14 protein-coding genes and 1 pseudogene are annotated in these 17,504 nt (G+C 66.3%); 4 read left to right on the top strand and 11 right to left on the bottom strand.

Going from position 1 to position 17,504, the window contains the following annotated elements; genetic code table 11:
• On the bottom strand, positions 1-1,506 hold a 1,506-nt coding region (locus AB4Y99_RS21445; RefSeq protein WP_441524758.1), incomplete at its 3' end, for an autotransporter-associated beta strand repeat-containing protein.
• Between the two features lie 495 nt (positions 1,507-2,001).
• Between AB4Y99_RS21445 and AB4Y99_RS21450 the strand changes: the two genes are divergently transcribed.
• Positions 2,002-2,811: a helix-turn-helix transcriptional regulator gene (locus AB4Y99_RS21450; protein WP_191125150.1), complete on the top strand. Its 810-nt coding sequence runs from the start codon at positions 2,002-2,004 to the stop codon at positions 2,809-2,811.
• Positions 2,812-3,816: 1,005 nt separating this feature from the next.
• Here the strand turns inward: AB4Y99_RS21450 and AB4Y99_RS21455 are convergent.
• Complete coding sequence (locus tag AB4Y99_RS21455) at positions 3,817-4,341, bottom strand: class I SAM-dependent methyltransferase (RefSeq protein WP_051988320.1); 525 nt, start codon at positions 4,339-4,341, stop codon at positions 3,817-3,819.
• Between the two features lie 192 nt (positions 4,342-4,533).
• Between AB4Y99_RS21455 and AB4Y99_RS21460 the strand changes: the two genes are divergently transcribed.
• Positions 4,534-5,511 (top strand): Bug family tripartite tricarboxylate transporter substrate binding protein, encoded by a 978-nt coding sequence (locus tag AB4Y99_RS21460; protein ID WP_441524759.1) that lies wholly within the window; start codon positions 4,534-4,536, stop codon positions 5,509-5,511.
• Positions 5,512-5,519: 8 nt separating this feature from the next.
• On the opposite strand, the gene AB4Y99_RS21465 is transcribed toward AB4Y99_RS21460, so the two are convergent.
• A complete protein-coding gene (locus AB4Y99_RS21465; protein ID WP_038365854.1) occupies positions 5,520-6,095 on the bottom strand; it encodes a regulatory protein RecX in 576 nt (191 codons plus the stop codon).
• Between the two features lies 1 nt (position 6,096).
• Positions 6,097-6,516 carry an alternative ribosome rescue aminoacyl-tRNA hydrolase ArfB gene (arfB, locus tag AB4Y99_RS21470; RefSeq protein WP_441524760.1) on the bottom strand — a complete coding sequence of 140 codons (420 nt, stop codon included), beginning with the start codon at positions 6,514-6,516 and terminating at the stop codon, positions 6,097-6,099.
• A gap of 37 nt (positions 6,517-6,553) precedes the next feature.
• On the opposite strand from arfB, the gene mazG reads away from it, so the two are divergent.
• Complete coding sequence (mazG, locus tag AB4Y99_RS21475; RefSeq protein ID WP_441524761.1) at positions 6,554-7,390, top strand: nucleoside triphosphate pyrophosphohydrolase; 837 nt, start codon at positions 6,554-6,556, stop codon at positions 7,388-7,390.
• Between the two features lie 57 nt (positions 7,391-7,447).
• Here mazG and AB4Y99_RS21480 read toward each other — a convergent pair.
• The 7 genes and pseudogenes from AB4Y99_RS21480 to dusB form a co-directional block, all read right to left on the bottom strand.
• Positions 7,448-8,526 (bottom strand): annotated as a pseudogene (locus AB4Y99_RS21480) (HflX GTPase family protein).
• A 40-nt stretch (positions 8,527-8,566) separates the two neighbouring features.
• Positions 8,567-8,815 carry an RNA chaperone Hfq gene (hfq, locus tag AB4Y99_RS21485; protein ID WP_038365847.1) on the bottom strand — a complete coding sequence of 83 codons (249 nt, stop codon included), beginning with the start codon at positions 8,813-8,815 and terminating at the stop codon, positions 8,567-8,569.
• A gap of 52 nt (positions 8,816-8,867) precedes the next feature.
• On the bottom strand, positions 8,868-10,235 hold the full coding sequence (gene ntrX / locus AB4Y99_RS21490) for a nitrogen assimilation response regulator NtrX (RefSeq protein WP_038365845.1): 1,368 nt from the start codon (positions 10,233-10,235) through the stop codon (positions 8,868-8,870).
• Entirely contained in the window at positions 10,232-12,499 is a 2,268-nt protein-coding gene (locus AB4Y99_RS21495; protein WP_370955653.1) for a sensor histidine kinase NtrY-like, read from the bottom strand. The genes ntrX and AB4Y99_RS21495 overlap by 4 nt, the downstream gene beginning before the upstream one ends.
• A 193-nt stretch (positions 12,500-12,692) precedes the next feature.
• Positions 12,693-14,144, bottom strand: coding sequence for a nitrogen regulation protein NR(I) (ntrC, locus tag AB4Y99_RS21500; protein WP_038365842.1), 1,452 nt, complete (start codon positions 14,142-14,144; stop codon positions 12,693-12,695).
• Between the two features lie 15 nt (positions 14,145-14,159).
• On the bottom strand, positions 14,160-15,233 hold the full coding sequence (locus tag AB4Y99_RS21505) for a two-component system sensor histidine kinase NtrB (RefSeq protein WP_051988336.1): 1,074 nt from the start codon (positions 15,231-15,233) through the stop codon (positions 14,160-14,162).
• Positions 15,234-15,314: 81 nt separating this feature from the next.
• Positions 15,315-16,304 carry a tRNA dihydrouridine synthase DusB gene (gene dusB, locus AB4Y99_RS21510; RefSeq protein WP_441524763.1) on the bottom strand — a complete coding sequence of 330 codons (990 nt, stop codon included), beginning with the start codon at positions 16,302-16,304 and terminating at the stop codon, positions 15,315-15,317.
• Positions 16,305-16,484: 180 nt separating this feature from the next.
• On the opposite strand from dusB, the gene ispD reads away from it, so the two are divergent.
• A partial coding sequence (ispD, locus tag AB4Y99_RS21515; RefSeq protein ID WP_441524762.1) for a 2-C-methyl-D-erythritol 4-phosphate cytidylyltransferase occupies positions 16,485-17,504 on the top strand: 1,020 nt, incomplete at its 3' end.

The following is a 17,504-nucleotide window of genomic DNA, read 5'->3' on the forward strand; positions in this document are numbered from 1 at the left end:
GCCAAAGGTCAATCTGTTGAAGCCGAGCGCGATGGTGCTGTCGGCGACACCGGACAAGGAACCGATAGTCCGGTCACCGCCTGCGAGGCTGATGTCGAAAGTGGCACCGGCCCCGGCAAGCGAGACAGCGGAGATTGCAGACAGGCTGCCGCCCGCGCCGAGCGCCAGCGTGCCGGTATTGATCGTCGTCCCCCCGACATAGATGTTCGCACCGGTCAGCGTCTGCGTGCCCGCGCCCTGCTTGACGACGCCACCGGTGCCGCCGATCGAGCCACCGAAGGTAGCAGGCCCGTTATCGCCGAGGGTCAGCGTGTTGGCGCCGAGCGCGACGCTGGTGCCCGCAGCGCCTGTCAAAGCCCCGATCATCTGGTTTGCACCCGATCCGCTGATGTCGAAAACCGCGCCCGCGCCGAACAGGTTGACACCGCTGGTCGCGGCAAGGCTACCGCCCGGCCCCAGCGCCAGGGTGCCGGCATTGATCAGGGTGCCGCCGGTGTAAGTATTGACCGCCGAAAGCGTCAGCGTGCCCGTGCCCTGCTTGACCAGGCCATCCGTGCCGGACAATGCGGGGGCGAGGCCGATATTGTACGCCTGCGTGTCGATCGTGCTGCTTCCCGAAAGACGCACATCGGTCGGCCCGAAGTTTGCGATAAAGTTGCTGTTGTCCCGCGTGGCCCGAAGCACCCCACCTTGGAGATTGAAGATGCCGGTTCCGTCGCTTTTCTGAACGCTGCCGGTTTCAAGCACGCCGCCCGCGCCGAGGTTCAGCGTGCCCGAGGCCCTTGCCGTCGAATCGCCCAGCACTAAGTTGGTGGTAACGACAGTGCCCCCGCTGTCGATGGTCAGTGCACCGGGGCCGTTGACGCCGACCCGGAGTTCGTTGTTCGTCCAGGTCGAACCCGAACCCGATACCGTGACGGCGCCAGAGGCGACGGTAGAGTTCACCAGAACGTAGCCGATCATGCTGTAACCGCTGGAGACCTTGCCGCCACCTTGAATGGTGAGCGTGCCGACGCCGCCAGCGCCGACATACAGGACACCGGCATTCGTCCAGGTGGAGCCCGGGCCGGACACCGTGACAGAGCCAACGCTTCCTACGCCGTAGCCGACCCCACCATTGAGGTTGGACGCCTTGCCGCCGTTCTGAATGGTGAGCGTACCATTACTGGTCTCGCTGCCGCCGACATAGAGGTTACCGCTATTCGTCCAGGTGGAGCCCGGGCCGGACACCGTGACAGAGCCAACGCTTCCTACCCCGTAGCCGATTACGCCTTCGACGTTGGATAGCGTGCCGCCGTTCTGAATGACGAGATCGCCGGGATTGGACCAGCCAAAGGTCAAGTTGCCGAAAATCGTCACGGTGCTCGTATTGAGGAAAACGCCCATATCCGTGATGACTTGGGTGATGGCCGGCGTTGCGCCATCGATGACGTTCCCCCTCAGACTGATATCGTCAGCCCACCCACGCTCCGCCGGGACGAGCAGCAGGACGCCTGTGCTCGCCAAGGAAATCTTTTTGGATAGCCGTCTGCCTAGCGGGGCAGGGGGCATGATAGAACCAGTGCGGCGGACATGCTTCACATCGCTTTCCTGACGGCGAGCGCCATGCTGCCGAGCAACAGCGCGGTCCGCCCACCGCGCCGACTCGCACCAAGCCGCAATGCCGCTGCTCCAGCAGCTTCCCCTTTCCGAGACGAGGCGAGAACGGCAGACGGTGTCTCGGCGACAAGCGCAGATCTCACGAAATCCCCCTGGACGGCCACACAACCTGCAGGTGGACCTGCAGCGGTTTCCTCGTCGCGCCGCCGCTCGCGACCGCCGAGTGTGTTGCTAATATCTCAGGTGAATCGCGGCTCGCCCACTACCCGAACGGGTATGGCCCGCGTCATGCGACGCGGAAGATGCAGGCTTTCACTTTAACGCATACCCCACCGATCGCCGTTAGAGCATGATCGCCAGACGCGCTCGCCTGGAGAACTGGGCGCGACGAGCCGAGGAACCATGGACGGCGACCTTAGAAACGAGATCATTGCTCTCTATGAAGCCCAGCCGGACCTGCTCAGCCTGCCCGGTCTTGTCTTCGCCAGTGTCGGCCGCCTGATCGACGCCGAGGTGGTGAGCTTTTCGGAGTTCCACCAACCAAGCCGGGACTTCCGTTCGATGATCTCCGTGGAGGACGATCCCGAGCGTCGCAGCCAGGCCATGCAGGCCTTCGCCCGCCACATGCATTCGCATCCGTTCTGGCAATATGATCCTGGCTTCTTCGGCGAGCGGGCTCTGCGTGAATCGGATTTCTTCTCGGAGGAGGAGTTCCTGGCGCTACCCATCGCCCGAGAGGTGTTCCTGCCGTCCGGTGCGCGCCACATCATGGCGGTCGTCCTGGCGCATGAGCACTACGTGGTAACCATCGCCGGCCACCGCGTCCTGGGTCGACCGCCCTTTGGGGACGAGGAGCGGGACAGGCTGGAAGCCTTCCGCGCGCATGTGCTGCGCAGCTATCGGCAGGCGCAGGAACGCACGCTCGCCAAACTCACGCCAGGCGAGCGGCTGCGGCTCGCCTTCCCCGAACTGACTCCCCGGCAGCTTGAGGTCGCGGCCTTGATCGCGTCGGGCAAGTCGAACGAGGAGATCGCGATCATTCTCGGTACGGGCATCAACGCGGTCAAAGCCCACATCAAGGCGATCTACGGCAAGGTCGACTCGGACAACCGCCGTGCGATGGCAGCCATCGCCCATACCGTGTCCCCATTCGCGAAGCTGCCGCCCCTCTGGAAGCTTGGTCTGGAAGCCTGGAGTGGCCGGGTAAGATAGCAAGAAGGCACGCTGTCGGAAGGCAAATACTCGGGACGGCGGCTAAAACTAAAGCTCTCCGCCCGTTGCCGTAATTCGACTGCCCGAAAGCGGACGATGTGGGCGTCAGCAATGGGGCCAGTTCCGGTTATCCGGCTGTCGGCCTTCGCAGAGCGCCGGAAGCAGACATTTTAGCCTGACATGCACGAGTCAGTGATGAAGCTCGTCGTCTTCGACCTCCTCGACATCCGTCATTCGAGCCCCAGCGGAGGCGCTGTTAAATCGCTCGATGTCCCGTACGAAGGTAACGGCAGAAGCCCAAGCTGCTGATCGATCTTSCGCCGCAWGCGCTGCYTCGTTTCTGAGACGTACCAARARGCCTGCCAAGACGTCCTCGATCGCGTCCCAATCGGCGTCGGCGAGCAATCGGTCGAGACARTCCGTTCCAYGACGACGATGCGCAGCWTCRTACAGTCGGTCGATTGCTGACAGATAAGATCTTCGCGTCGAACGYGCGAGYGAYCCYTTGAGGATATCGAGCCAAATCAACGCCCAGAATCTCGGGACACCAGAGCGTCGCACGCCGACGGTGCCTCTAAGACTTGGTGGGATGATCGCCGATCTCAGGGTCGCAGCAGGCATATCGGTAATCCCAATGCCTTTGCCATTGCTGTTGAATCTGTGAGACCGACGTCAGTTGCGCAATCGGCCAGTCTGGGTTTTTGCACAKCATTTTGCGATCAGTGCTTTTTGAACCGCCRAGGCCGAATGCTGCGCAAYCCTGACCAGCTGCGCATTCGGCCTCGGCTTGCGTCGCGCWCGATATTCCCGCGAAACGGGCTGCTTCTGCAACACGCCAAACCGCTCGTTAYCCGCAAGCGCCGTTGCGCAGAAAACGGCGGTTTGCGCGCAGAATGCAACACGTTCCAAACCGCTYMTGRGTTCCATAATATGTCTTATGCGAATCATAGATACGCACCCCGACGACGCTTCATGGCAGATCGTCGAGCCCTGCCCGTCGGTGACTCAGACGATCTCTCCGGTCTCGGATCGCTCTCCGGCGCCCATCCGCCGATAGGCGAAGTATCGCCCTTCAGGAACATCGTCCGGCAGCGGCTCCGGCCTTAGTGCCGGATGATCGAGCGCCCAGCCGCTGACGACCAGAGCGGCGGGCGCCGCCAGTGCGGCGACCTCCGCCGGCAGCCAGCTCAAGGCCACCGCATCGCGCTCGGGCACCCCGGTCGTGACATCGATATGGATCAGGACGGCGCTCGCTCCATGTTGGGCGGCGAAAGCCGGCAAGGTCTCGGCCATGTCGCCGATGACGAGCAGTTGCGCCGGCGGCATCGATTGCGGATGGGCCTTGGGGTCGCGCTCGAAGACGTGAATCGCACGGCCCGGCAGGCGTTCGCGCAGATGGTCATAGGTTCGTCCGTTGCCGAGGCCCAGCTCGAGCACGAGCCCGTCCCGGCCAACGGTCTGCGCCGCCGCCCAGTCGAGCACGCTCCGCTGGGCTTCGAGACGACGGATGAAGCTGTCGAGCCGGCTCATGCGGAGGCCCCGCCACCCAACCCGCATGCGGAACACCGCACCGATCCGCGTGCCGTCATGGCCGATCCCTTCATCCTATTGAGCATTGCCAAGGCGTCGACGACGCGGCCCTATAGTCGCGCAGGCGGCACGCACAAGACGAGCCTCGCTTCAGCGGCCGAGAAGAGCCGCCTTTCCGGGAGAGAAACAGAGATGATGACGAAACGATACCTGCTGATGGCTGCCGCTGCGGTTTCGCTGACGGCCCTGTCCATGCCTGCTCATGCCCAAAGCTGGCCGACGAGGCCGATCACCTTCATCGTACCCTTCCCGGCCGGCGGCGGCACCGACGCGTTCGCCCGGCCCCTGGGCGCGCAACTCGACCAGCAGCTCGGCCAGCGCATCGTCATCGAGAACCGCGGCGGAGCCGGCGGCACGGTCGGTGCTTCCGCCGCGTCGAAGGCGGCGCCGGACGGCTACACCTTCTTCGTCGGCGCGGCCCATCACGCCATCGCGCCGGCGCTCTATCCCAAGCTCGACTACGACATCCAGCGAGATTTCATCCCGATCGCGGTCATTGYCCAGCCACCGCAGGTCATCGTCGTGAATCCGGGCAAGGTCCAGGCGAAGACGGTGGCCGAGCTAGTGGACTACGCCCGCAAGAACCCGGAAAAGCTGAACTATGCCTCCGCCGGCAACGGCACGACGCACCATCTCGCCGGTGAGCTCTTCCAGATCTCGACCAAGACGAAGCTGACCCATGTGCCCTATCGCGGCGCCGGACCGGCGCTTCAGGATACGGTCGCCGGACAGGTCGACTTGCTGTTCGACGGGCTCGGCTCCTCGGCGGCGCAGATCCAGAGCGGCGCGCTGCGTGCGCTCGCGGTCGCGGCGCCGACGCGCTCGGAGACCGTCCCCGACGTCCCGACCGCGAAGGAAGCTGGCCTCGAGGGCTTCGAGGTCTCGACCTGGTATGCGCTCTGGGCGCCGAAGAATACGCCGCCGGAGATCGTGACCCGGATGCGGACGGAGGTCGAGAAGGCCCTTCAGTCGCCGATGATCACGGCCGCCTGGAAGAAGAACGGCTCGCCGATCCCCTCGCTCAGCGGCGAGGCTTTCGGCAGGTTCGTGACGGCGGAGGTCGAGCGCTGGGGCGGGGTCGTGAAGGAGGCGCAGGTCAAGCTGGAGTGAGGGAGCCCTCACCCGGCCTCCGCGCCCTCCTCCTCATCGAGCACGGCCCTCGCCACGGCGAAACCGAAGCCGAGCCGGGCGAGCACGGCCAGATCCTTGCGGCGCAGGGCGGCGGCATCCGCCGTACCATCTGTTGAGCGGCGCCAGCTTCCCAGGCGCTTGCGCCGCGCCGCGATACGCGCGGCTGCAAGTTCGCTCTCCGCATCGGTTGTCGCGACAGCCTCGACGAGTTCGCGGCCGACGCCCTTCGCCGCAAGCCGGCCGGCCACCGCTCGACCGGAAAGGCCCTTGCGCCGTAGGCTCGCCGTTCGCGCCTCGGCGAAACGGCGGTCGTCGACGAGCTGCAGCGAAACGCATTGCGCCACGACCTCGTCGAGCAAAGCCGCGTGCAGGGCCGGATCTTCGCCGTGATGGCGGCAGCTCATCGCGATCTTGCGGGCCAGAACCCTGCGCAACTGCGCGGCAGGCGCCGCATAGCGCTCGAGATAATGCAGTGCCGCCCGACGCAGATAGGTCACCGTGATCCGGCGTGGCACGCGGGTTTTGCGGGCCCCCTGCCCGCCCGAATCCTGCTGACCGGCCATGCTAATCCGAAACCGGCTTGGAACGGCCGGCCTTGACGCCGGAGCGGCGCTCCTTCGAGGCAAGCCGGCGCTCCTTCGAGGCTTTCGTCGGCTTGGTCGCGCGGCGGACCTGCGGGCGCACGGCCGCCGCCCGGATCAGCTCAGCGAGCCGTTCCACGGCCTCCTCGCGATTGCGCTTCTGGCTGCGATGCGTCTGCGCGACAATGACGACGACGCCATCCTGCGTCAGCCGACTGCCGGCGAGCTTCATCAATCGGATCGCGACGTCGTTCGGCAGCGACGGGGAACTGCGCGCATCGAAGCGGATCTGCACCGCGCTCGACACCTTGTTGACGTGCTGGCCGCCGGGACCCGAGGCGCGCACGAAGCTTTCCTCGATCTCGCTCTCGTCGATGGCAATGGACGGGGTGACTTGAATCATGGGAGTGAGCTTACCTCAATCCACGGAGCCTGGCAGCGTGCAGCCTTCCCGAGATATCGCCCGCCTGATCGAAATCATGGCCGCCCTGCGTACGCCCGGCACCGGCTGCCCCTGGGATCTGGAACAGGACTTCGCCTCGATCGCGCCCTACACGATCGAKGAAGCCTATGAGGTCGCTGACGCCATCGCGCGCGGCGACAAGCTGGATCTCAAGGACGAGCTCGGCGATCTCCTGCTGCAGGTCGTCTTCCATGCCCGCATGGCCGAGGAGGAAGGCTCCTTCGCCTTCCCCGATGTCGTCGAGGCGATCACCTCGAAGCTGATCCGCCGCCATCCGCATGTCTTCGGCGATGCGCGCGACCTGTCGCCGGCCGAAGTCAAGGCGCTCTGGCATCGGATCAAGGCTGAGGAGAAGGCCGACAAGGCTGCCGCGCACGCAGCCGCCGGCCTGCCTCCGAAGGAGGAGAACAGGAGCGTCCTCGCCGGCGTGGCGCATGGCCTGCCCGCCCTCTCCCGCGCCTGGAAGCTGCAGGCCCGCGCCTCGACCGTCGGCTTCGACTGGAACGACGCACGCCTCGTGCTCGACAAGATCCGCGAGGAAACGCAGGAGATCGAGGAGGCGCTCGCTGGCGGCGACAAGGCCGCCATCCATGAGGAAATCGGCGATCTGCTTTTCGTGATCGCCAACCTCGCCCGCCATGTCGATGCCGAACCGGAGGGCTGCCTCGCCGCCGCCAACGCCAAGTTCGAGCGCCGCTTCAAGGGCATCGAGGCCGCTCTGGAGGCCGAGGGCCGAACCGCCAAGGAGGCGAGCCTCGACGAGATGGAAGCGCTCTGGCAAGCTGTGAAGAAGGCCGAGAAGGCAGGCGGCTGAAACACGCTCTCTATCGGGCGAGCAGAACCGTCGCTGCCCTCGCAATCACCGCGCGGTCTATCTTTGCCGCTCAGCCTGCGGAAAACGTGCCGTGAACGCCCCTTCCCGCTCCCGCGGCAGGCGCACGGTGAGCGTGAGTCCGCCTTCGGCACCGTCCTCGCGCGCCAGGATCTCGCCATTGGCATGGAGCCAGGCCAGCGACTTGCCATCGCCGGCCTCCAGCACGAGGGCGTAGACCGGCCGGCTCCGCGCGATGCGCGTTTCGATGGCGGCGGTCAGCCGGTCCATGCCCTCCCCGGTCAGGGCCGAGACCAGCACGGGGCGGCTTTCTTCCGGGCGATGCGCCGCGACCTCGAGCTGGCGGGCGCGCTCCGTTTCGCCGAGCAGATCGGCCTTGTTCCAGACCTCGATCACGCGCTGGCCGTCATCCGGGTTGATACCGAGATCGCGCAGGATCGCCTGGACGTCGGCAGCTTGTGCCTGCGTGTCCTCATGCGAGACGTCCCGGACATGCAGGAGCGGGTGCGCTTCACGCTCTCCAAATCGCGCTCGATCTTGCTCATCCGCTCCTGGATGATGCGCCGATCCGCCTCGATCTGGGTCTCGCCGGGGCCGCCGAGGAAGCCGAAGCCGCCGCGCTGACGCTCAAGGTGGGTCCAGGACCGGACGAGCCGGCTCTTCTGATAGTTCAAATGGGCGAGCTCGACCTGCAGCGTACCTTCCTTGGTGCGGGCGCGCCGGCCGAAGATTTCGAGGATGAGCCCGGTGCGGTCGATGACCTTGCAGCCGAAGGCCTTTTCGAGATTGCGCTGCTGGACCGGCGACAGCGCGCAATCCATCACCACAAGGCCGATTTCCTCGATCTTGATGCGCTCGGCCAGCTCCTCGACCTTGCCCTTGCCGAGATAGGTCGCCGGCCTCAGGGCCGTGAGCAGCACCTGCACGGCCTCGACCACCGTGAGGTCGATGGCGGCCGCCAGGCCGACGGCCTCATCGAGGCGGGCGACGAAGGAGCGCTGATTGCTGTCGACCGCGAGGCCGCGCTTCTGCTGATACGGGCCGACCACATAGGCGCGCGTATTCGCCGCGATCTCGCGTTCGATCTCGTCGAGCGGCTTGGGGCCTGAAACCTTCACCGCCGCCCGTTGCTTGTCGTCTTCGCGGCTGGCCGCCAAATCAGTTCTTGTCCGTTTCCTCGGGCTCGAACAATTGCACGGGGTGCCCCGGCATGATGGTCGAGATCGCGTGCTTGTAGACGAGCTGCGAGTGACCGTCACGCCGCAGCAGCACGCAGAAATTGTCGAACCAGGTCACGACGCCCTGCAGCTTCACGCCGTTGACGAGGAAGATCGTCAGCGGAATCTTCTGCTTGCGCACGTGATTGAGGAACGTGTCCTGGAGGTTTTGAGCCCGCTCTGCGGCCATGGGTATCCTACCTGCGTGACGCGCAGATGGGCATGCGCAAGGCGCCTGACGCTCACCCCACTCCCAGCGATTTGAGCTTCCGGTGCAAGGCGGAGCGCTCCATGCCGATGAACTCGGCCGTCCGCGAGATATTGCCCGAGAAACGAGCGATCTGGGCGATCAGATATTCGCGCTCGAAGATCTCGCGCGCATCGCGCAGCGGCAGGCTCATCAGGCGTTCCCCGCCCGAGCCCGACGGCGTCGTCGGGACCATCGCGCCAACCTCCGCCGGCAGCATCTCGACGGTGATCTCCGAGGTCGGGTCGCCCTTGGTCAGGATCATCAGCCGCTCGACATTGTTGCGCAGCTCCCGGACGTTGCCGGGCCATTCATGCGATTGCAGCACGGCCATCGCATCCGCGCCGATCTGCCGCTTGGGCAGGCCCGAGGCGACCGAGATCTGGTCCATGAAGAACTCGATCAGCTCCGGCACGTCCTCCCGTCGCTCCGACAGCGGCGGCACCTTGATCGGGACGACGCCGAGGCGGTGGTAGAGGTCTTCGCGGAAGCGCCCATCGGTGATGAGCTGGGCCAGGTCGCGGCTCGACGAAGAGATGATGCGGACATCGACATGGACGCGTGTCGCCCCGCCGACGCGCTGGAAGTTCTGATCCACCAGCACCCGCAGGATGCGGTTCTGCGTCTCCCGCGGCATGTCGCCGATCTCGTCGATATAGAGCGAGCCGCCATGCGCCTCCTCGAGCGCGCCGACGCGCCGCGAGCGCCCGTCCCCGCCCTCGACGCCGAAGAGCTCCTCTTCCATCGTGTCGGGCGTGATCGTCGCCGCGTTGATCACGACGAACGGGCCGGAGGACCGGTTCGATGCCTCGTGCAGGGTGCGGGCCGTGAGCTCCTTGCCGCAGCCGGGCTCGCCGGTGATGAGGACTCGCGCATTGGTCGGCGCGACGCGTTCGATCGTCTGGCGGAGCTGGTTGACCACGGTGGAGTGGCCGACGATGCGGTTCGCCTGGACCGAGCGTGTCTTGAGCTCCCGCACCTCCCGGCGCAGCCGCGATGCTTCCAGCGCCCGCTCGGCCACGAGGACCAGCCGGTCCGCCTTGAACGGCTTCTCGATGAAGTCGTAGGCACCGCTCTTGATGGCCGAGACGGCCGTCTCGATGTTGCCGTGGCCGGAGATCATCACCACGGCGAGGTCGGGGTGGCTCTCCTTGATGAGGGCGAGCACCTGCAAGCCGTCGAGGCGGCTGCCCTGCAACCAGATGTCGAGAAAGACCAGGTTCGGCCGCCGGGCCGCGATCGCCGCCAGCGCCTCGTCGGCGGAACCCGCCTTGCGGGTCCGATAGCCCTCGTCTTCGAGAAGGCCGGCGACCAGATCGCGGATATCGACTTCGTCGTCCACTACCAGGATGTCAGCACTCATAGGCGTGTCCCATTCTGCATGTCATGCTCTGGCGCAGCGCTGCCTCGCTCGGCAGCCTCCTCGCCATTGTCGGCCTCCTGAACCGGGCCTGTTTCGGGGAACCAGAGACGGATGCGCGCGCCGCGCGCGCCGTCGGGTCGGTCGAGCAGCTCGATGCCGCCGCCATGGTCTTCGAGAATCTTGCCGACGATGGCGAGGCCGAGCCCGGTCCCCCCCTCGCGGGTGGTCATATAGGGCTCCAGCAGCTTCTGGCGCTGGTCTGCGGGCAGGCCCTTGCCGTTATCCGTGACGTCGATGACGATCCGGCCATCGGCCCAGCGCTCGAACTGGACCTGGATCAGCCCCTGCCCTCGCTCCTCGGGCGGAACCGCCTCGATGGCTTCCGTCGCGTTCTTGATGACGTTGGTCAGGGCCTGCGAGATCAGCCGGCGGTCGAACCGGGCCTGCATGGCTTCCGCCGGCAGGCTTTCCTCGATCGTCGTCTCGGGATTGCCGACCCGCCAGAGGAAGACGATCTGCCGGACGGTCTCGACGATGTCCTCGCGCAGCAGCGCGGGCTTCGGCATGCGGGCGAAGGAGGAGAATTCGTCGACCATGCGCCGGATGTCCTCGACCTGCCGCACGATCGTATCCGTGCACTGGTCGAAGACCTCCTTGCCCTCGATGATGACCTTGCCGAACCGGCGCTTGATGCGCTCGGCCGAAAGCTGGATCGGCGTCAGCGGGTTCTTGATCTCATGCGCGATGCGCCGGGCGACATCGGCCCAGGCCGCCGTGCGCTGCGCCGAGACGAGGTCGGTGATGTCGTCGAGGGTCACCACGAGCCCGGCATTGATCCCCTCGCCCTCATGCACGGCGCGGATGTTGACGACACGGTCGCGCCCTGCCCGCGAGATCGTCACCTGGCCGGAACTCTGGCGCTGGCGGCCCTGAAGCGCGTCGGCGACGAAACTCGCAACCTCCGGCGCGATCTCCGCGATCGGCTTGCCGAGCAGCCGTCCGCCGGTGCCGATCAGGCTCTCGGCCGAACGGTTGATGATGGTGATGTGGCCTTCATTGTCGAGGCTGAGCACGCCGGACGACACGCCCGACAGCACGGTCTCGGTGAAGCGCCGGCGCCGGTCGATCACCTCGCTTGCCGTCACCAGCCCGTCGCGCTGCCGGCGCAGCTCCGCCGTCATCTTGTTGAAGGTTTCCCCGAGATGGGCGAGGTCCCCCTCCGAGCGCTTGATTGGCACCTGCACATAGAAATTGCCGCTCGAGACCTGGTCGGCCGCATGGATCATCCGCCGGATGGGCGCGACCAGGCGATTGGCGAAGCTCAGGCCGAGCCAGATCGCCGAGAGCAGCAGGATCAGTGCGATCAGCCCATACATCGAGGCAAAGGCGATCTGGACGCCCTTCCGGCGCGCATCGATCGAGAGATACTCAACCGCCGCGCCACGCGCGACCGCCGGGAATTCGACCGCCAGCGGGTCCACCTCGCGGGCGATGTAGAGGAAATTGCCGTCATAGATCGGCAGCTTCACCAGCGCGCCGAAGATCCTGCCGGTGCGCGGAATCACGCAGATCGGATCCGGCGAGGCCGAGGCGTCGTCGAAGGCGGCCTGGTCGGGCTTCGGCGGATCCTTCAGCACGTCGATATTGGCGCGCACGACCGTCTTGTCCGGCGGCTGCATGATCGCCGCCACAGGCAGGCCGAGCGCGGTCGCCCGCGCGGTCATAAAGCTGTCGAACCATTTGCGGTCGACATCGAAGGCAGGCTTCGCCCGCGTCAGATCGTCCGCCAGCACGCGGATCTCGCGGCCGAGCGACTTGCACTGGCTGGCGGCATAGGCATCCGCCACCTCGACCGATTTGAAGATGGCGTCGCGCATGCGGTCGGAGAACCACGGCTCGAGCCCGCGCTCGATCGTCACCGTCGCGATGACCGCGACGAGAATCGCCGGCAGCGCCGCGATGAAGCTGAACAGGCCGACGATGCGGACATGCAGGCCCGCCGCCGCCGCGCCCGCCTTGCGGGCCCGGATCAGCACGGCGGCCTCGAAGACCACGACGACCAGCAGGGCCAGGATCAGCAGTGCGTTCAGCACGAAGACGCCGATGACCACCTCGTGCACCGGCGCGATCGGCGTCGCGCCCGACAGGACGAGGAAGGTCAGCAGCGCCGAAACCAGCGCGAGAACGACGATGATCCCGCCAATCCACCCGGAGACGTGGCGCTGCTTTTCCTCGGCGCGCGGCACGATCCTGGTGTCACTCACGGAAAACGACACGATATTCGACAACTCCAGGGGTGCGCGGCCGGCAGCCGGTCGCGCTCGCATGCGTCACTGATGCGCCGACGCAACGGTGTTGTCAAAATATGACATAGGCAAGGCAAGCCGGCCGGTCGGTGCCGGCGGTCGCGTTATCGGCCGATGGCCTCTGAAAGCCGCCCGGAAGCGCCGCGAGGCTTYAGCGTGGCGTCCGCACCACCTGCATGTCGAGCTCGCGGATCTTCTTGCGCAGCGTGTTGCGGTTGAGACCGAGCAACTCCGCCGCGCGGATCTGGTTGCCGCGGGTCGCGGCGAGTGCGGCCGCGATCAGCGGCGGCTCGATCTCGCGCAGGATGCGGTGATAGAGCCCGGGCGGCGGGATATTGTCGCCAAATCCGCCGAAATACTGGTTGAGATGGCGCTCGACCGAGCCCGACAACGTTTCTGCCCGTTCCGGCGCCGTGCTGGCGCCGCTGTAGCCTGGCGTCGCGCTCGCCGGTTGCAGCTCCGCCTCGACGATCGGGGCGGTGATGGTTTCCTGTGGATAGAGCGCCGCCAGCCGCCGGACCAGATTCTCCAGCTCACGGACGTTGCCGGGCCAGCGATAGCGCCGCATCACGTCCATCGCCTCCGAATCGACCTGCTTGCGCGGCAGGCCCTCCTTCTCGACCAGCGAGAAGAAGTGGCGGACGAGATCCGGGATGTCCTCGACGCGCTCGCGCAGGGGCGGCAAGCGGATCGGCACCACGTTCAGGCGGAAGAACAGATCCTCGCGGAACAGCCCCTGCGCGATCGAGATGCGCAGATCCTTGTTGGTCGCGGCGACGATGCGGACATTGGTCTTGATCGGCGTGCGCCCGCCAACCGTGGTGTATTCGCCCTGCTGCAGCACGCGCAGCAGCCGGGTCTGCGCCTCCATCGGCATGTCGCCGATCTCGTCGAGGAACAGCGTGCCGCCTTCCGCCTGCTCGAAGCGGCCCGACGAGCGGGTCAGCGCGCCGGTGAAGGCGCCCTTCTCATGGCCGAACAGCTCCGATTCGATCAGGTCCTTCGGGATCGCCGCCATGTTGATCGCGACGAAGGGGCCGTTCTTGCGCTTGCCGTAATCGTGCAGCGCCCGCGCCACCAGTTCCTTGCCGGTGCCGGATTCGCCGTTGATCATCACGGTCAGGTCGATCGGCATCAGGCGCGCCAGCGCCCGGTAGACGTCCTGCATCGCCGGCGAGCGGCCGATCAGCGGAATGTCCTCGGCCTCGCCCACCTGGGCGCGGGCCGCATCGCCGCGCGGCCGCGACATGGCCCGCCCGACGATGGCGACGAGTTCCTTCAGGTCGAAGGGCTTCGGCAGATATTCATAGGCACCGCGCTCGGAGGCCTTGATCGCGGTCATGAAGGTGTTCTGCGCGCTCATCACGATGATCGGCAGCTCCGGCCGCACCCGCTTGATACGCGGCAGCAGGTCGAAGGCGTTGCCGTCCGGCATGACGACGTCGGTGATGATGAGATCGCCGAGCCCCTGCGCGGCCCAGGTCCAGAGCGTTGCCGCCTGCCCGGTTGTCCTCACCTCATAACCGGCCCTCGCGAGCGCCTGGTTGAGGACCGTGCGGATCGCGGCGTCGTCGTCGGCTACCAGAATGTTCCCGGTCGGCATGTGTTCGCGCTGGCCTTACGTTGCCTGTCCCGGGCGCTGATGCAGGGGCAGGAGAATCCTGAAATTGGTACGGCGGGGAACGGACTCGCATTCGACGATTCCGCCATGATCGCCGATCACCTTGGCAACGAGTGCAAGTCCAAGGCCACTTCCCTGCGCCTTGGTCGTGACGAAGGGATCGAAGAGGAGATGCAGCAGGTCCGACGGCACGCCCGGACCATTGTCGCGAATGACGATCTCGAGCGGCAAAGCGATGCGATCGGACGATCCGGGCACCTGCATGCGGATGCCAGGACGATAGGCGGTCGACAGGGTGATCTCACCGTCGATCGCTTGTTCGCCAATGGCTTCGGCGGCGTTCTTCACCAGATTGAGCAGCACCTGGACGAGCTGGTCGCGGTTGCCCGACACCGGCGGCAAGGAAGGATCGTAGACCTCGTTGAAGCGGACATGCCGGGCAAAGCCGGATTGTGCCAGGCGCTTCACATGGTCGAGCACGTCATGGACGTTGACCGCGTCGCGTTCGCTCGGCCGCTCGTCGCCGAACAATTCGACGCGCTCGACCAGCTTCACGATCCGGTCGGTCTCGTCGCAGATGAGCTGCGTCAGCATCCGGTCGGAATCCGAGATCGAGCCTTCGAGCAGCTGCGCCGCRCCRCGWATGCCGGARAGCGGRTTCTTGATCTCRTGWGCSAGCATSGCGCCGAGCGCSGTGATSGAGCGGGCTGCTCCTCGATGCGTCARYTGYCTGTCCATTTTTTCGGCAATTGTYCGTTCTTGCAGCATCAGGACGACGGCAGGACCCTGATTGGGCAAGGGAGAGGCGAAGACATCGACGATGCGCTCGTTCCCGAGGCGGGGACAACCCAGGTCGAGCCGGTACTCGCTGACGCTCGCGCCACGGCGATGCACCTCCTCGACCAGCGCCAGCACCGGCGATCCGAAAGCGATGAGGTCGTCGAGCCTCTGCCGCCTGAGCAGGGCGACGCTCGACTGAAAGAAGTTCTCGGCCGCCATATTGGCATAGATGACCGCATGGGCTTCGCCGATGACGAGCACGGGCATCGGCAGCACATTGAGCGCCTGCATCTCGATCGGGTCGAGCAGGTAGCTGGCCCGGCCCTGGGCGCCCGTCTCGGCAAACATCACCGTCATCAGCTCGACTCCGGTTCAAGCCGCTTCGCGGCAGCGATCGGTGGAAAACAACCCCGACAGCGCGGCGATGACCTGCCGCGGCTCCTCCGAGGTCAAAAGAATGCGCCGGCGCTCCGGATCGGCCTCGCAGCCATCCGCCAGCGCGTCGTCGGCATAGGCCGCCAGATGCTTGCGCGCATGACGCACGCCATGCGCGATCCCCATCAGCGTCAGCAGCCCCTCGTAATGCTCGCGCGCCATGGCGAGCTTGTCCGAGAGCGTCACCGTCTGTGCCGGCAGACCGTCGAGCGCGGCCCCGATCGCGCCGACCAGCCAGGGCCGCCCGAGAGCGGCTCGTCCGACCATGATGAAATCGGCGCCGGACTGATCGAGACAGGCGCGGGCGTCCTCGACATCATGGATGTCGCCATTGGCCACAAGCGGGAAATCGCCAGCCGCCCGGACCGCAGCAATGGCGCGCCAGTCGGCCTTGCCCTTGTAGAATTGCTGCCGSGTGCGGCCATGAACGGTGATCAGCCGCGCGCCCGCAGCCACGGCGCGGYGCGCCAGCTCGGGCGCGTTGCGSGASGCRTCRTCCCAGCCGAGCCGCATYTTCACCGTCACCGGCACCTTCACGGCCGCCACGGCGGCTTCGACCAGGCTGACCGCGTGATCGAGATCGCGCATCAGCGCCGARCCSGCCCAGCCGCCCGTCACCTTCTTCGCCGGGCAGCCCATATTGATGTCGACGATATCGGCGCCATTCGCCTCGGCCAGCCGCGCCGCCTCCCCAAGCCAGTGCGGATCGCAGCCGGCGAGCTGCACCACATGGGGCGAGACGCCCTGCCCTTCGGCACGGATGCGCGCCTCCTCGCTGCCACGGACGAATTCATCCGAGGCCACCATCTCCGAGACGATGATGCCCGCGCGGAAACGGCCGGCGATGCGGCGCATGACGATGTCGGTCACGCCTGACATCGGCGCCAGGAAGGCGCGGGACTGGATCGGGATACCGGCGATCTGCAACAACTCACAGCCTGCTTTTGAGGCAATCTCTAGGATGCATATTTATTGGACATTGCTGCATAAGCGCAAGCGTCTTGACGTTGATATTGCGATGCAACATCGCCGCACCCCCTGCCCGAGCGCCACCGAATTGGCTATGGCTTCCGCCGATTGCGATTTCTCCGTCCAGGGCAAGGGAACGTGCCGAACCGAATCGAGACCTCCGCCCCCGTCGCCGCCCTGCTCGTTGCGGCCGGTCGCGGCTTGCGCGCAGGCGCCGGCCAGCCGAAGCAATACAGGCTGATCGACGGACGCCCGGTTCTCGCGCAGGCGCTGGCGCCTTTTCTGGCAGAGCCTGCGATCGGCCGCGTCGCTGTCGTGATCGGCAAGGGCGACGAGGATCGCTATGCCGACGCCATCGCCGGCCTCGACCCCGCGCGCCTTGCGCCGCCGACCATCGGCGGCGCAACCCGGCAGGACTCCGTCCGGCGTGGGCTGCAGGCGCTGGCGCGCGACGGCTTCGATGGCATCGTGCTGGTCCATGACGCGGCGCGCCCTTTCGTCTCACCGGCCCTGATCGACGCCGCCATCCGCACATTGGGCGAAAGCGGGCTCGCGGCCATCCCTGCCCTGCCGGTCACCGACACGATCAAGCGCATCGACAAAAGCGGCCACATCGCCGAGACGCCGCCCCGGGACCGGCTCGTCAGCGTGCAGACCCCGCAGGCCTTCCGGTTCGGCCCTTTGCTGGCCGCTCACGAGGCGGCCGGGGCCGCGCTCCTGCACGGCTTCACCGACGATGCCGCGCTGATGGAATGGGCCGGCCATCCCGTCGCAACCTTTGCGGGTGATCCCGCCAACATCAAGCTGACGCATCCGGAGGATTTCATGCGGACCGGCGCCGGCAACGGCAAGCTGCTCGTCACCCGCGTCGGCACGGGCTACGACGTCCACGCCTTCGGGCCGGGCGATCATGTCTGGCTCGGCGGCGTCAGGATCGGCCACGATCAGGGCGTCGTCGCTCATTCCGACGGCGACGTCGCGCTTCATGCCTTGACCGACGCGTTGCTGGGGGCGCTGGCCGAAGGCGATATCGGCACGCATTTCCCACCAAGCGATCCGCAATGGCGCGGCGCCGCCTCGGCGCAGTTCCTCGCCTTCGCGGCGGCGCGCGTGCGCGAGCGCGGTGGCCGCATCGACCATCTCGACCTCACCATCGTC

It is taken from the genome of Allobosea sp. TAB14 (genome assembly GCF_052113865.1).
Lineage (GTDB): Bacteria > Pseudomonadota > Alphaproteobacteria > Rhizobiales > Beijerinckiaceae > Allobosea > Allobosea spartocytisi.